This is a genomic window from Actinomadura sp. 1N219 (assembly GCF_044326405.1).
Taxonomy (GTDB): Bacteria; Actinomycetota; Actinomycetes; order Streptosporangiales; family Streptosporangiaceae; genus Spirillospora.
This window is the reverse complement of sequence record NZ_JBIRAY010000007.1, coordinates 340,625-354,889: the sequence shown is the minus strand read 5'-3', so window position 1 is coordinate 354,889 and position 14,265 is coordinate 340,625. Positions and strand designations below refer to the sequence as shown.

Sequence of the window (14,265 nt, the reverse complement as noted above, 5' to 3'; positions counted from 1 at the left end):
CTTTCATCCGGTCCGTCCGCACGTGCAGGGTTGTTCGTGCGGGCGGACCGAGCTGGAAAAGGCTCAGTGGCGAGCCAGGATCGGCGCCTCGCTCAGGACGGTGCCGGGCTTGAAGCCCATGCGGCCGTTCTGGAAGTTGCGCTCGACCTCGGCGATCTCCGCCGCGTTGGGGTTCGGGTTCTTGCAGGCGGTGCCGGCGCTGGCGCCGGACATCAGGTCCGTGCACAGGCCGGTGCGCCGGTCCGGCAGGCCGAGGATGTGCCCCAGCTCGTGGGACGCGATCCGGATCACGTAGTGACCCTCGTTGGTGGCCTGGCGGCCCATCCAGACGGTGCCGCGGCCGAGGCCCGCCACCTGCGCGCGGGGCCAGCCGTTGTCGGCGAGGATGCGGACGTCGCCGGGCGTGCCCGGAACGAACTGGACGTTCTTGACGTGCTCGTTCCAGATCTTCGCGCCCTCGTCCCACGCCTCCTTGAACTCGGCGGCCTGGCTGGTGTCGTACCGGACGGTGCGGACGTTGGACTGCTCCGGCGCGGGCGCCGCCGAAGCGGACACGCCGGTGCCGGTCAGGAAGGCCAGACCGAGCAGCAGCGCGGCGCAGACCCTCAAGAACTTGCTTGCGACCATGGATACCTCACAGGGTGGGAGCGGATGAGGCGCCCTCCGCCGGGCACCGCGCTCCGGCGGAGGGCACGTTCATTCCTGAACGGTCAGCGGGTCGCGCTCGCGGCGCCGCCGATGATCTGGAGGATCCGGTCGCGGTAGGCGGCCGTGTCGCTGTAGATGGCCGGGCCCTGCGCGCAGGTCTGGCCGCCGCGGCTGGTGGCGCCGACGAGCTCCCACGCACCGGGTCCGCCGGTCACGGCCGGTCCGCCGGAGTCGCCGTAGCAGGCGCCCTTGCCGTTGCCGCCGTCGGTGCAGATCTCGTTCGCGCCTTCGATGCCGGAGCAACGGCTGTCGGCGACGATGGTGGTGTCGAGCTGCTGCAGGTTGATGGGAGCGCCGCCGCAGCCGCGCGTCGGGCAGGTCTGGCCCCAGCCGATCAGGCGGGTGGCCGACCCGACCGGCGCGGTCTGCGCGATCGGGATGGGCTTGGACGTGGCCGCGCTGGCCAGGCGCAGGATGGCGAGGTCGCCACCGATGACCTGGCGGCTCGCGACGCGCACGACTTCGCCGCCCGCGTTGTAGGTCTTCGTGCCGATCCGCACCTGGGCGGGCTGGCCGCAGTGCGTCGCGGTGATGACCCACTGCGGCGCGACGAGGGAGCCGCCGCAGCTGTGCGAGCCGCTGGTGCCCTGCAGCGAGGCCATGAACGTGTAGGTCTCGGTGGCGGGCACGCCGCCGACGATGTTGGTCCGCGGCGGCGTCGGCGGCGTGTCCGCGTTCGCGTTCGCCACCGAAGTGCCGGTCAGCGTCAGGACCGCGAGCGGTATCGCGGTCAACAGTCTGCGCTTCCTCATGAGCGGGGGGTCCTTTCATGGGGGTGGAAGAAGAAACGTGGTGACCGCCTGGCCCTGCCGGTCCCCGGCCGGTGCCGCGGGCGTGCCGTGGCGCCGGCCCCATGCCCACGACTATTTACCACCCGTGCAGAAATGACCAATAACAGAATGTGCACCCGCCCCCCGGATAGAACGCCTTCTACGCAGAAAGCGGGGACGACCTGCGAATCTTCTACCAGCACGCCTCGTGACTGAACGAAGGCCCATTTTTTCAATCCGCCCGCTGAGCTGTGAAAACGGTGCCCGGGGGCGCCCGCGGCGGCCCGTGCCTGTGAACACGTCCGCGGTCACGCCAACCCGCATTGCGACGGGATGCGCGGATGCGGGCTGGGAGAAGGTGAGCGGAACCGCACGGCACCTGGAGGTCGGGATTGGACGAGGACGCCTGGGTCACCTGTGTCGGATTCAGCATCGGCGGCTGGTGGCGGCTGACCACGCCGGAGCGGATCCGGGCACGGGTGGAGTCGGTCGAGAGCGCCCGGCGGTCCGGCCGCGGTGACGTCGAGGCGGTGTTCGCCGCCGGCGAGGTCATCGTGCTCGTGCTCCGGGCCGAGCCCGCGGGCACGGTGGTGGCGCTGGTGGACGTCCTGCGCCGGCACGGAACGGGAATGCCGGAACGGAGCGGTACGTGCATCGGCGTCACGGGCGGCTCGGCGGGGCCGAGGTCGGGCGCGGACGCGGTCGCCGAGTCCGTCCGGCTGCTGAGACGCGGGCGGGGACTCCGGACGGAGGCGCCGTTCACCGTCCTGCTGGGCGAACTGCTGCATTGGCATGTGCAGGACGCCTTCCCGTGTCCCGTGCCGCCTTTCCAGCGGATCGGAGGCGACGCGTTCGGACCGGGCTGCTGGGTCTGGTCGCCGAGCACTCCCGCGAACCCGGACCCGGAGGCGGGCATCCCGGCGGCGTCGGGCACGGGGCGGCGGGACGAGGCGCATGCGGAAGTGCGGGCGACGGCGCATGCGGAGGTGCGGGCGACGGCGTTGCTGCGGCGGGCCCGGACGCAGATGCGCGCGGGCGATCACGGTGCGGCGGCGGACGCGCTGCGCCGGCTCCTGCGCCTCCGGCCCGGTCCCGAGCCGCTGCTCGCGCTCGGCGAGTGCGAGCTGCGGCTCGGCGAGCGGCGGGCCGCGGTCGAGACGTGGCGGTACCTGCTGCGGCGGCATCCGCTGACACCGGCCGCCTATCCGCTGATGGACCTGGCCGAACCGGACGACGTGGCGCGCGCGTACCTGGAGGACGGCCTGCGCATCGTCCGCGCGCGGCCCGGTCTCGCCGCGGAGCCGGCGCGGCTGGAGCACGACCTGCTGCTGGCGCTGGCCGCCCGGGCGTACCGGCGGGGCGAGCAGCGGGCGGGCGACCGGATGGTGAACGCGGCGGCCGACGTCCATCCGGCGGGCGGCGGGCCGCTGCGGGTGCTGGCCGTGGAGGCGCTCAGGCGCGGGGATCGTTCGGGCGCGAGCCGGTTGCTGGCCGCCGCCCTCGCATGGGAACCGGAAAGGACGTAGATATGTGTCATGTGACCCGGTTCGCCCGTCGGGATCCTGCCATACTCGGTGCCCGTCCAGGCGGCGTCCGATCCGGGCGGGTCGGTGCGGCGAGATGCGCGTGCGCTGAGGAGACGTCCCGTGACGAGCTCCGGTTGGCATGACCTTTCCTATCTGGGGCGGCTGCCCCCGCCGGCCCAGCGGGCCGTGCTGCGGCTCGGCAGGCCCAAGACGGTGCAGCGGGGCGAGCTGCTCATGCGCCAGGGAGAGCCGGGCTCGTCGGTGTACGTGCTGCTCTCCGGCCGGGTCGGGGTGATGAGGATCGTGGAGAACGGGTCGCTGTCGCTGGTCGGCATCCGGCACGCCGGCGATCTCGTCGGCGAGATGGCGGTGCTCAACGGCGATGTGCGCAGCGCCACCGTGACCGCGCTGGACCGGTGCGTCGCCTCCGTCATCCCGGCGCGCGAGTTCATGCGGTGCCTCCAGGAGCGGCCGGAGGCGATGCTCGCGCTCAACCTCATGACCGGTGACCGGCTCACCCAGGCCAACACCTACCGCGCCGACGCCGCCGGCTACGACGTCGAGGCGCGGCTCGCGCGGGCGCTGCTGTACCAGGCGGGGCGGGCGCCGTGCTGGGAATGCGGCCGTCCCGTCGTCAAACTCCGGCAGAAGCATCTCGCGATGCTCATCGGCGCGCAGGAGGGGACCGTCCAGAAGGCCCTGAACGGTTCCGCGCTGCGGGAGCTGGTCGTGTGCGGCCGCGGCCGGGTGGTGCTCCGGGACGTGCCCGGCCTGGCGCGGCTCGCCGACATGGAGCCGCCCTCGGAGCTGTGCCGCTGAGCACGCCGCGCAGCCCGCGCCGCCGGGCCGTGCTGCCGCGGTTGTGCAGCGCGATGACTTCTGGGCCGAAATCGCTCTTCCCGTACTGGTGCGGGTTGTGACGTCCCCTGGGCCGTGAGACTGCATCCCGAGGGCCCGGGAGCGGGCCGGAGGGGAGACGCATGGGGGCCCGGTCGCGTCGTTCGCTGTGCGCGGGATTGGACATCAAGGGGTGGAGCAGCCGGCTCGTCCCCGAGCAGATCCGCGCTCAGCAGGCGCTGGTGGGAGTGGCGCTGGCGGCCTGCAGGGAGGCCGGGCTGCCCGAGGAGATCGTGCAGAGCAGCGGCGACGGCGTGCTGATCATGCCGCCGAGCGACATCGACGAGAGCGCGGTGATACCGGCGCTGGTCTCGGAGCTGGAGGTCGCGCTCTGGCAGGAGAACCGGCTGCTGGCGGACGGCGCGCGGATCCGGCTGCGGCTCGCGCTGACCAGCGGCCTGGTCACGCCCGGCCCGGCCGGGTTCAACGGCACCGCGGTGATCGACTGCTTCCGGCTGCTGGACAGCCCGCCGGTCAAGGCCGCGCTGGACGACTTCCCGCGGGCGCAGCTCGCGGTGATCGTCTCCGACCACCTCTACCAGGACGTGATCCGCAACGGGTTCCGGTCGCTGAGTCCGGAGGATTTCTGGCAGGTGCGCAGCTCCCTCCCCGGCAAGGGGTTCTCCATGGACGCCTGGCTCTACGTCTCGGACCGCGCCGGCGGTCCCGCGGTCGTCCCGTCCGGCCCCACGAGCGCACCGGACGCCGCAGCGCACGCCGCACCGCACGTCGCACCGGACGCGAGCCGCGGCGAGGACCCGGTCGCGAGGTCGGCCGCCGGGCCGGTGGCCGGGCCGGCCGGTCATGTGGCGCAGGCGCGGGCGCTTCTGGCGGAGGCACGCCCGCAGGAGGCGATGCGCCTGCTGGACGAGGTGTCGCCGGACGGCCGCGAGGAGTGGTCTGCGCTGCTCGACGTCCGCGCCGAGGCGCTGATGCGGCTCGGCGAGTACGAGCGTGCGCGGCTGGACCTGGAGGAACTGCTCGGCATGCGGGTCGATCCGGTGGTTCCGCCCGGGCCGTCGGCGCTGCTGAGGCTCGGCCGCTGCCGGGCGGCGCTCGGGGCCGTCCAGGAGGCGCGGCAGACCTGGCTGTTCCTGCTGGAGCACCGGCCCTCGTCGGTCGAGGCGTATCTGGAGCTCGGCCGGCTGGAGCGGCGCGCCGGGCGATACGCGACGGCGCAGAGCTTCCTGGTGGAGGGCCTGCGGCTGGTCAGGGGGGAACCACGCGGGATGGACCCCGCGACGGCGGACCGGCTGCTGGACGGCTTCCTGCGCGAGCTGGCGGCCCTCCCGGTACTCGACGACACGGAGGACGATGCGACCGTCTAGTTCCGACAATTCCGAGAATCAATTCTACTTACGCATTCTGGCGGCGGGCGCCGGGGCCTCGCCGTCGAATAGGTCGATCCTGCCCAGGAACGGAAAACTCGGGCATCGGCCGTTTCTTGATCACTAAAAGCGGGCGCCGTGGGCGAATTCGTAACAGTCGGATAACTGATACTGACTCCCGTGTCGTCGTTGGGTAATCATCGGGAAAGTTGGGGCCGTACGGGGTGGACATTGCACAGGGGTTCGGGAGAATGATGCGAAGAACGGGTCGTGTATTCACGCGCCCTAGAGGGAGGGCCGCCCTGGCGGCGGTGATCCTGGCCGTCCAATTGTGGCCATCGGCCATCGCCGCGAACGCCGCGCCGAATGGCGCGGCTTCCGCTATCGCGCACGCGAAGGCGCCGGCCGCCCCTGAGCCGACGCTGATGGACGTGTCCATCCTGGTGGACGAGTCGGGCAGCCTCACGGAGGCCGACGTCCGCGAGGAGATCAAGGCCGCCACCACGATCGCGCTGGGCGGGCTGAATTCCCGCAGCCGGGTCGCGATCTACGGATTCGGCAGCCAGAACCGAACCGGGCAGAACGCGATCACCGAGGCATGCCCGCCCGTAGTTCTGGACAGTTCTGTGAAGAAGGATTCCCTCGGCGCGTGCGTCCGAAAACTGCACCGCCGCGCCGACTCCGAAGGAAATGACACCGACCATGCCGCGGCACTGGCCAAGGGGCTTGGCAGCCTTGGCAACGGCGGGCCGCAAGGTGCCCTGAAGGTGGTCTTCCTGCTCACCGACGGCCGCCTCGACGTCCATCGCAGCCCCATTTACGGACGCATCGAAAGCGACCGAAACAGCGAGGCGCAGAAGCAGGTGGACACCCAGCTCGCGCTCGCCCGCGCCAACGGCACGCAAGTGTGGCCGCTGGGTTTCGGCGACCAGATCGACCAGCGCGCCCTGGACGGGTTCGCCGCGGGCGGCTCCCAGGGCGCGTGCGACAACCGGGCCGACTCCAAGCCGCGGGCCCGCGTCGTGCGCGACTCCGGGGACGTGCTGCGCTCGCTCGCCGAGGCGTTCGCCGCGGCGGGCTGCGCGGGCGTCAGCCGCAGCGACGAGGCGACACTGGGCGCCGGCGAGACGCGCGAGCTGACGATCGACATCCCGATCATCGCGACCGACGGCAACATCACCGTCGCCAAGGGCGACCCGCGGGTGCGGGTCGACTACGTCGATCCGACGGGCCGCACCGTGCCCGCCGAGGGAAAGATCGGCGACAGCGAGTTCCGGCGCGCCGGGGAGAACGCGACGGTCGAGACGCTGAACGTCGTCAACCCGCGGAACGGCGAATGGAAGGTCCGGCTCACCGCGCCGGACGACCTGTCGAAGCAGCTCGTCAGCGCCACCGCGATCTGGCAGGGCGCGGTGAGCACCTCCCTGGTCGTCGAGCCGCCGAGCGCCCGCACCGGCCAGCCGCTCACCGTGCGGCTCTCGCTGGTCACCCGCAAGGGCGCGATCACCGACGCGAAGTCGCTCGCGGAACTGACGTTCGCCGTCCAGGCCGCCGGGCCGTCACTCGGCGGCGCGGCGCACAACGTCGTCATCCGCGACGACGGCAAGGCCCCTGACGACCGCGCCGGGGACGGCCGGTACGCGGGCACCTTCGACGCGCCGCCGCGCCCCGGCGACATCACCATGACCGGCGTGGTCAGCGGCTACGGGATCCGGGCGGAGAAGGTCCCGGTGACCGTCGCGGTCAGCGCGCAGGGCCCGGCGCTGCAGGGACGGGTGGCGTTCACGTCCGGCCCGGTCGTGCACCCGGGCGACGAGGTCCGCGGCAAGGTCACGATGGAGAACGGCGGCGCGCCGGTCCGCGGCCGGCTGGTGCTGGACGGCGCCGGAAGCTCCCGCGCCTCGCTCTCGGGCCCGGTCGACCTGACGATCGCGCAGGGCCGGACGACCCATCCGTTCACGGTGAAGTTCCCGCGGGACGCCGGTCTCGGCGGCACCTCGCCGACCGTGAAGATCGTCGACGCCGCCGACCTGTCGAAGGTGTACGCGGCCAACCAGCTCACCGTCACCGTCGAGAACCCGCCCGGCTGGTTCGAGCGGCACCGGTACGAGATCGCCGCCGCGGTGCTCGCGCTGCTGCTGCTCGCGCTGCTGGTCTACCTGCGGCGCCGCGCCCGGCGCGCCCGCGTCGACGTGCGCGGGCTGCGCGCCTCGCTGCGGCGGGACGGCGACGAGCTCGCCGTCCTCAAGGCCCCGGGGAAATGGGCGCCCGAGTTCCGGTTCGTCGTCCACGACGCCGCGGACGGCGGCGACCCGGGCCTCGACTACCCGCATCCCGGCGACCGGCCCGTCCGCGCCCGCCGGGGCGCGGCGGGCAAGGTCGTCGTGCAGCTCCCGGACGGGCCCCGCTACGAGATGGCGGTCGGCGGCGAAGGCGAGCCGTTCGAGGAGACCGGCCTGACGCTGGCCTTCACCGACACGCGCCCCCGCCGCACCGCAGGACGGGCCGCGCCCCGCCGGGGCACGGGTGGGCGAACCTCCACGGCGCCGGCCGGCGGCGACGCCGGAGGCCGGAACGGATCCGGTCCCGGCACGGACCGGCCGGAGCAGCCCGCCACCCCCGCATCGCCGACCTACGACGACCCCTGGCTGTAGCGGCCGGTCAAGAAAGAAGTCTCCATGAAGCTTTACCAGCCAGTCCTGTTCGTGGGGCTCGGCGGCACCGGCTGCCTGATCGGGGCGGAGCTGGAGCGCAGGCTCAGGGAGGAGCTCTGCGGTCCGGACGGCACCGCGTTCCAGCGGCTCCGCGAGGACGCGCTGCCGTACCAGCTGCCCGACTGCATGCAGTTCGTGTACGCCGACGTCAACCAGGCCGATCTCGACCGGTTGCAGACCAGCGTCGTGCCGGGTCCGCAGCACCTGCCGGCCGTCCAGCGGACCGCGCACTACGTCTGCGGGCTGGTGCCGCAGGTGGACACCTACCCGGAGGTGGCGCGGAACCTTCGGCTGACCGCCGAGCGGGAGGTGGCGTCGTGGCTGCCGCCCGAGCACGGCGAGCCTAGGGTGACGCCGCTGCAGCGGGGCGCGGGCCAGCTCCCGACCATCGGCAGGGCCGCGCTGTTCGAGACGTTCCGCGGCGGCCTGGGCCAGGCCACCGCCGACCTGCACGCCGCGATCGGCGGCCTGTCCGGCCCGCAGGCCGCCACCGACCTGTACAAGCTCGGCGGCAAGTCCAGCAACAAGAACGCGGTGGACGTGTTCGTCGCGTTCTCGGTGGCGGGCGGCACCGGCGCCGGCATCTTCTACGACTACCTGCATCTGATCGGCGAGCTGTTCGAGCGCACGGACCTGCGGCCCAAGATCTATCCGCTGGTGCTGATGCCGTCGGCGTTCGTCGACGGCCTCGGCGGCGGCCGTCCCGCGCAGCTGAACGCGGGCCGCGCCCTGCTGGACCTGTTCCGGCTCGTCGACCAGCAGAACGGCGGCGGCGCGCGGCGGGACCTGCGCGGGTACAGCGCCCGGGCCGACATCGATCCCGACGAGGTCGCCGTGCACTACCCGGTGGACGGCCGGATCACGCTGCGGCCGGGCACCGCGCAGACGGGCTTCCTGTTCTGCCGCCCGGTGGGCGCCGAGCCGGGCGACCTGCGCCGCTCGGTGGTGTCGCTGATGCTGTCGCTGCTGGGCACCGAGCTCGACCAGCGGACCAGGTCGGACGCCGAGCAGCACCAGTCGTTCGCCGACAGCTTCATCAACGCCAGCGTCGACCGGCAGATCCCGGCCGAGAACGGCATCGGCAACCGCGGCGTGTCCACGGCGCTGGTGGCGTCGCTGACGGTCCCGGTGGACGAGCTCGCCGACCTGGTCGCCGGGAGGCTGCTGCGCGCCGGCGTCGACGACCTGCGCGGGCCGCTTCCCGGCGTGGAGTCGAACCGGTCGCTGATCCAGGAGTTCTTCGCCGTCGCGAACATCTCCGAGATCTTCACCCGGCCGGCGCAGGACCACGCGGAGCCCGACCCGGTCACCGGCGCCAAGGACGTCACCACCGCGCTCAACGACCGGGCCGAGGCGATGCGCGCGGCGCTGGCCAGGCTCCGCACCCGGCTCGACCGCGACATCCCCGAGCGGGTGAGCGGGTTCGACCCGCGCGACGCCGTCCCGCGGATGCTCGGCAAGGTCGACCCGTTCCGGCTGGTCCGCGCGCTGTTCGGCAACCCCGAGTCCGCCGACGAGGTGGAGCGCGGCGGCGCGGTCGGGCTCATGCAGCGCCGCCGCGTCGAGCCGCCCGCCCCCGAGGGACTCGGGCCGAACCCGCCGCCGCTGCCGACGCTGCGCGACCGGAGCCTCGGCATGGTCAAGGTCAAGTGGGCCGACCCGGAGCCGGTCGACGCCCGGCAGCGCCAGGACCAGTGGTTCCGGTGGCGGACCAACGTCGCGTGGACCGAGCCGTGGTCGCAGCTCGCGCCGCGCTGGCGCAAACCGCTGGACCAGGTCGAGACGGTGCTGCGCGCGACGACGCGGGCGCTCGTCGAGCACGCCGCGCAGGACCGCGACCGGTTCCGGGACCGGGCCGCCGACCTGTCCAAGTCCCGCGTCGGCGTGTCGTACCTGCTGCCGCCCGGCGGCGACCTGGAGCAGTTCCACACCCGGGTGGTCCGCCGGATGACCGACGACCTGGTCGGCAAGGGGCAGCTCCAGCCGAGCGCGACCGGCGCCGACCTGCTCGCCGTCCTGCTCGGCCCGGACGCCTGGCGGGAGGCGTACCGGACGGCGTGGGAGGCCAATGCCGAGGCGGCCGTCGCCGAGCTGCGCGAACGGGTGAAGGCAGAGGTCAAGATGTACTTCCGGATGGCGGAGCAGGGCCGCACGCCGCTGCTGCCCACGCTGCACGACCTCGTCGCGCAGGCCGCCGGGCAGGCGCCGCCGGAGTTCGGCGAGGCGGAGCTGGAGGAGTTCCGCGGCAAGCTCGCCGGGCTGGTGCCGGCGAACTTCAGCCCGCAGGGCACCGGCCGGTTGAAGGTCCTGGTGTCCTACCCGGCGGGCGCGGACGACCCGGGAATCGAGTCGTACCTGCGCGACGCCGTCAACCTGCCCGCCGGGCCCGACATGGTCTACGACTTCACCCACACCACCGCCGAGTCGATCGCGGTCGTGCTGTTCCGCTCGTCGATGGGCATCACCGACGTCCGCGAGGTCCGCGACGTCCTGCGCACCTGGGCCGACGCGATCGACCGGCCGCAGCGGCAGGACTACCTCCGGTGGCGCCAGCGGCTCGGCTACGACTTCGGCTACCTCGCCACCCACGAGGAGCACCGCGTGCAGATCCTGCACCGGATCCTGTGCGCGATGTGGAACGAGAAGGTCACCGTGGACGGCGACCCCGCCTCGCCGATCAGCGTGTCGGTCGAGCTGTCCGGCGGCGTGTCGATGACGCTGGAGCTGACGCCGCTGGAGCACGCGTCGTCCTGGGGCAGCCTGCTGCAGTCCTACGAGCTGTGGACGTTCGCCGACAACGCCGGAATCCGCCGCGACTTCTGCGCGCAGCTCATGCAGGAGGCGCCCGACGGGGTCGGCAGCCTGCCCAAACCTCCCGGAGACCTCTACCTGGTGCTGCGCGACATGGCGGACGGCCAGATCCGCCGTATCGACGAGATGCTCACCGAACTGCACTCCTCCAGCCGGGCCCGCGCCAGGCAGCTGCGGGACTTCTGGGCCCGCACCTATCCGGCCGCGCTGGACGCCGAGTTCACCGACGTGTCCGCGGTGCGCGCCAACCTGCGCGGGCTGGAGCGGCCCGCCATGGAAGCGCCGGGGGAGGGACGGTGAGCACCCGCGTCGTCCGGCTCGACCTGAAGGGCTGCGACGCGGGCGAGGCCGACTCCCGGGTCGCGGAGCTGCTGCACACGTCGCAGGACCTCGGCATGCTGCTGGTCGAGGACACCGCCGTCGCGGTCGGGCGGCACCGCGCCGCGTTCGAGGCGCTGGACGGCTCCCGGCAGGTGACGCAGCTGCTCTGCCTGGTCGTGGGCCGCCAGTCCGACGACGGCCGGCTGCGGCTGCCCGGCAACATCCAGCGGCGGACGCTGTGGGTGATCGACGAGACCGGGGTGGACTGGCCGCTGCGGCCCGGCGCCCGCGCCCGCCGCCGCGACGGCCGCGACGGCGACGGCCTAGCCCGGCTGTCGGAGCTGCTGCGGCTGCCCGGCGTGTTCGAGCGCACCCAGCGGCTGCTCGCCGAGGTGCCGTTCGGCGCCGCCGTGCCCGGCCTGCACATCGCCGGCGCCGCGGGCACCGGGCAGGAGGACTTCCTGTACGCGCTGCGGTCGGCGATCCGCCGCATGCTCGACCCGGCCTCACCGGTGTCCGCGCCGCGCGCGGACGACGCCCCGGCCGGACGGGTGGCGCTGCGGCTCACCAGGGACGGCGTCCTGCAACGCGCCGTCGACGCCGCCGACCTCGCGCTCGACGACGCGCAGCAGGCGGCGGCGGAGCTGCCCGGTGTCCGGGCGCTCGTCCGGGAGCTTCCGGCCGCCGTCTCCGTCGTGGCCGCGGGCGAGCGCCTCGCCGAACTCCGCGACCGGGCCGCGGACCTGTTCCAGGCGGTGCCCGGCGACGACCGGATCACCGAGGACCGGCGGGCCGCGATCGCCGCGCGCGGCGTCGACCCCCCGGCGGCCGAGGCGTTCGAGCCCGAGCGGTTCCGCGAGACGCTGCGCACCTGGCTGCGCGACAGCCTCGAGCGCGGGGCCTCGCTGACCCGCCTGGACCTGGACCTGCGCGAATGGACGGACGAGCTGGAGCGGCGCGGCGGCCACGCCCGCCGCCTCGCCCAGGTCTGCGCCGACCCGACGCTGCACCGGCTGCGGAACCCGCGGCCGCTGCCACCGCCGCAGCCCTGGCTGCCGCTGCCCGGCGCGGCGTCCGCCGCGCTGGCGGGGCTGTCCCCGCTCGGCGTCGCCGGCGGGCTGGTGATGGCGCTGCTGTGGACGGCGCTGGTCGCGCTGACCGTGATCCGCGGCCCCGGCGGCCGGATGGACGCCCACTCCCGCGCGCTGGCGGGCAACGCGCTCGGCGCGCTCGGCGGCGCGATCGCGGGCGGTCTCGGCGGGGACGCCGCCGCGACACCGGCCGGGGTGTGGGCGGCCGCGGTGTTCGCGGCCGTCGCCGGCGCGCTGGCCGCGATCGTCCACTCGTGGCGGTCCCGCGCCATGAGATGGGTGGACGACACCGGACTCGACCTCGCCGAGCGCGCGCTCCAGGACGTGCAGCACCTCCTCGGCCGGGCCGTCACCGACTGGTCCCGCCTCAACCGCGCGCTCGACGAGGTCGACGCGCTGAACCTGCTGCGCCAGGGGCTCGGCGGGGTGCGGGACGAACTGGAGGAGCGCTCCAGGGAGCTGGACAGGGACGTTCCCCCGCGGACGTCGAGGCCCCTGGCCGGCTACGGCGACACCGTCCAGTCCTGGCTCACCGACCTGGTGGTCGAGGCGGTGCGTCCCGCGCAGCGGGCCGCACCGGACGACGAGGTCGGCCGGCTCGCCCGCAAGGAGACGGGCCAGCTCATCAACGACTTGGAGAGCGCGGTGGAGCAGGGCCTCGCGGTGGACGCGCTCCCCTTCGTCACCGGGACGCGGCCCGCGACCCGCATCGGCGGGGACGACCTGGCCTTCCTCACCGAGCACGTCTCCTACGACCCGGCCGGGGAGATGTGGCAGCTGTGCGCACCGGCGGATCTCGGGCTGCTGGACGTCGCGGCCGGGCCGCGCACCGTCCGGTTCGGGCCCGTCGCCCGCGGCAGGCCCGCGGACGACGCGGCCGCGTTCCCGCCCGGCACCGTCCTGGTGCCGTCGTCGGCGCACTGCGGGGTGCTGCGGCTCGTCCCGCTGCAGGCCCGGGTCGTGGAGTGGCCGTGGACCGAGGACGACCCCGACGAGGCCCGCGAGGCCCGCGACGCCCGCGACGGGCATGACGGGCACGACGGAGGTGCGGTGTGAGCATCAGGTTGAGCTACCGCGACGTCCACGGCGCGAGGATCGAGGCGAAGGCCGTCGAGCTGGACGCGGCCGAGCCGCCGCTGCGGCCGCCGCTGGAGGCCGCGCGCCTGGAACTGGAACTGCCCGACCGGACGGTCGCCGTCCGGTGCGTCCGTCCGGTCGACCGCGGCCCCGGCGGGCTGGCGGACGGGTACCGGCGGCTCGACGCCGAGATCCTCGCCGGGCTGCGGCTGGCCCGGCTCTGCGACGGCGCCCCGTACCCGGCGGCGGTGTCGCGCCTGGTCGGATACGACGCCGACGCCGCCGAGCCGTTCGCGCTGCTGGAGCCGCTGCGCGGCGTCGAGGCCGGGTCCCTCGCCGGGACCCTGCCGACCGAGCAGCGGCGCCGCTTCCAGATCCGCCTGCTGCGCGCGGTCCGGCTGCTGAGCGCCGCCGGCGTCGCGCACCGCGCCATCGGGCCCGGCACCGTCCGGTGGGACGGCGACGACGTGCAGATCACCGATTTCTCGCAGGCCGCGCTGATCGGGACGCCGCGGACCGTCACCGGGGCGATGCCGTGGCAGGCCCCCGAGCAGCGGCCGGACACGCCGCCCGGCTGGGACCGCGGCGAGGTCGGCCCGAACGACGACGTCTGGGCGGCCGGCCGGCTGATCTTCCACATCGTCACCGGGGACGACCTCGACGACACGGCCAAGCTCGCCGCCAGGCCGGAGCTGGAGGCGCTGCTCGCGGGCGTCATCGAGCCGCCGGAGCGCCGCCCGGACGCGCAGACGCTGCTGCGCCGCCTCGGCGAGGCCGACCCGCCGCCGCGCCCGCTCACCGCCGACCCCGCGTTCACCCGCGGCCGCGCCGAGTTCTTCGCGCAGCGGCGGCGCAAGCATCCGCACACGGCGCCGGACACCGTCCGCGAGCCGCCGCCCGCCCCCGAGGCCACCGCGCCGCCGCCCGTGGACCGGCCGGGACGCGATGCCTCCTGGCTGCTGTGGGCCGGAGTCGCGGCACTGATCGTCGTGGCCGTCCTCCTCGCTCTCGGACGGTGACCG

The 14,265-nt window shown here is 74.0% G+C and carries 9 protein-coding genes; 7 read left to right on the top strand and 2 right to left on the bottom strand.

What is annotated here, in order from left to right; genetic code table 11:
• Positions 1-63 precede the first annotated feature (63 nt).
• Together ACH35V_RS23375 and ACH35V_RS23370 are read right to left on the bottom strand one after the other, a co-directional pair.
• Entirely contained in the window at positions 64-627 is a 564-nt protein-coding gene (locus tag ACH35V_RS23375) for a snapalysin family zinc-dependent metalloprotease (RefSeq protein ID WP_395975091.1), read from the bottom strand.
• Between the two features lie 83 nt (positions 628-710).
• On the bottom strand, positions 711-1,460 hold the full coding sequence (locus tag ACH35V_RS23370) for a S1 family peptidase (RefSeq protein ID WP_395975090.1): 750 nt from the start codon (positions 1,458-1,460) through the stop codon (positions 711-713).
• Positions 1,461-1,870: 410 nt separating this feature from the next.
• On the opposite strand from ACH35V_RS23370, the gene ACH35V_RS23365 reads away from it, so the two are divergent.
• From ACH35V_RS23365 to ACH35V_RS23335, 7 genes are all read left to right on the top strand, one after another.
• On the top strand, positions 1,871-3,004 hold the full coding sequence (locus tag ACH35V_RS23365; RefSeq protein ID WP_395975089.1) for a tol-pal system YbgF family protein: 1,134 nt from the start codon (positions 1,871-1,873) through the stop codon (positions 3,002-3,004).
• Between the two features lie 120 nt (positions 3,005-3,124).
• The gene (locus tag ACH35V_RS23360) at positions 3,125-3,823 is read left to right on the top strand and encodes a Crp/Fnr family transcriptional regulator (RefSeq protein ID WP_395975088.1); all 699 of its coding nucleotides are present in this window, start codon (positions 3,125-3,127) and stop codon (positions 3,821-3,823) included.
• A 161-nt stretch (positions 3,824-3,984) separates the two neighbouring features.
• Entirely contained in the window at positions 3,985-5,229 is a 1,245-nt protein-coding gene (locus ACH35V_RS23355; RefSeq protein WP_395975087.1) for a tetratricopeptide repeat protein, read from the top strand.
• A gap of 425 nt (positions 5,230-5,654) precedes the next feature.
• The gene (locus ACH35V_RS23350) at positions 5,655-7,883 is read left to right on the top strand and encodes a vWA domain-containing protein (RefSeq protein WP_395975086.1); all 2,229 of its coding nucleotides are present in this window, start codon (positions 5,655-5,657) and stop codon (positions 7,881-7,883) included.
• 24 nt (positions 7,884-7,907) lie between these two features.
• On the top strand, positions 7,908-11,054 hold the full coding sequence (locus tag ACH35V_RS23345) for a tubulin-like doman-containing protein (RefSeq protein ID WP_395975085.1): 3,147 nt from the start codon (positions 7,908-7,910) through the stop codon (positions 11,052-11,054).
• On the top strand, positions 11,051-13,222 hold the full coding sequence (locus ACH35V_RS23340) for a hypothetical protein (protein WP_395975084.1): 2,172 nt from the start codon (positions 11,051-11,053) through the stop codon (positions 13,220-13,222). The genes ACH35V_RS23345 and ACH35V_RS23340 overlap by 4 nt, the downstream gene beginning before the upstream one ends.
• Positions 13,219-14,262 carry a hypothetical protein gene (locus ACH35V_RS23335; RefSeq protein WP_395975083.1) on the top strand — a complete coding sequence of 348 codons (1,044 nt, stop codon included), beginning with the start codon at positions 13,219-13,221 and terminating at the stop codon, positions 14,260-14,262. The genes ACH35V_RS23340 and ACH35V_RS23335 overlap by 4 nt, the downstream gene beginning before the upstream one ends.
• Positions 14,263-14,265: the final 3 nt, after the last annotated feature.

Bases quoted from the DNA above. Each gene is read 5' to 3' on its own strand.
- ACH35V_RS23370 (WP_395975090.1), bottom strand. From the start codon at position 1,460: ATGAGGAAGCGCAGACTGTTGACCGCGATACCGCTCGCGGTCCTGACG.
- ACH35V_RS23375 (WP_395975091.1), bottom strand. From the start codon at position 627: ATGGTCGCAAGCAAGTTCTTGAGGGTCTGCGCCGCGCTGCTGCTCGGT.
- ACH35V_RS23350 (WP_395975086.1), top strand. From the start codon at position 5,655: ATGGACGTGTCCATCCTGGTGGACGAGTCGGGCAGCCTCACGGAGGCC.
- ACH35V_RS23355 (WP_395975087.1), top strand. From the start codon at position 3,985: ATGGGGGCCCGGTCGCGTCGTTCGCTGTGCGCGGGATTGGACATCAAG.
- ACH35V_RS23345 (WP_395975085.1), top strand. From the start codon at position 7,908: ATGAAGCTTTACCAGCCAGTCCTGTTCGTGGGGCTCGGCGGCACCGGC.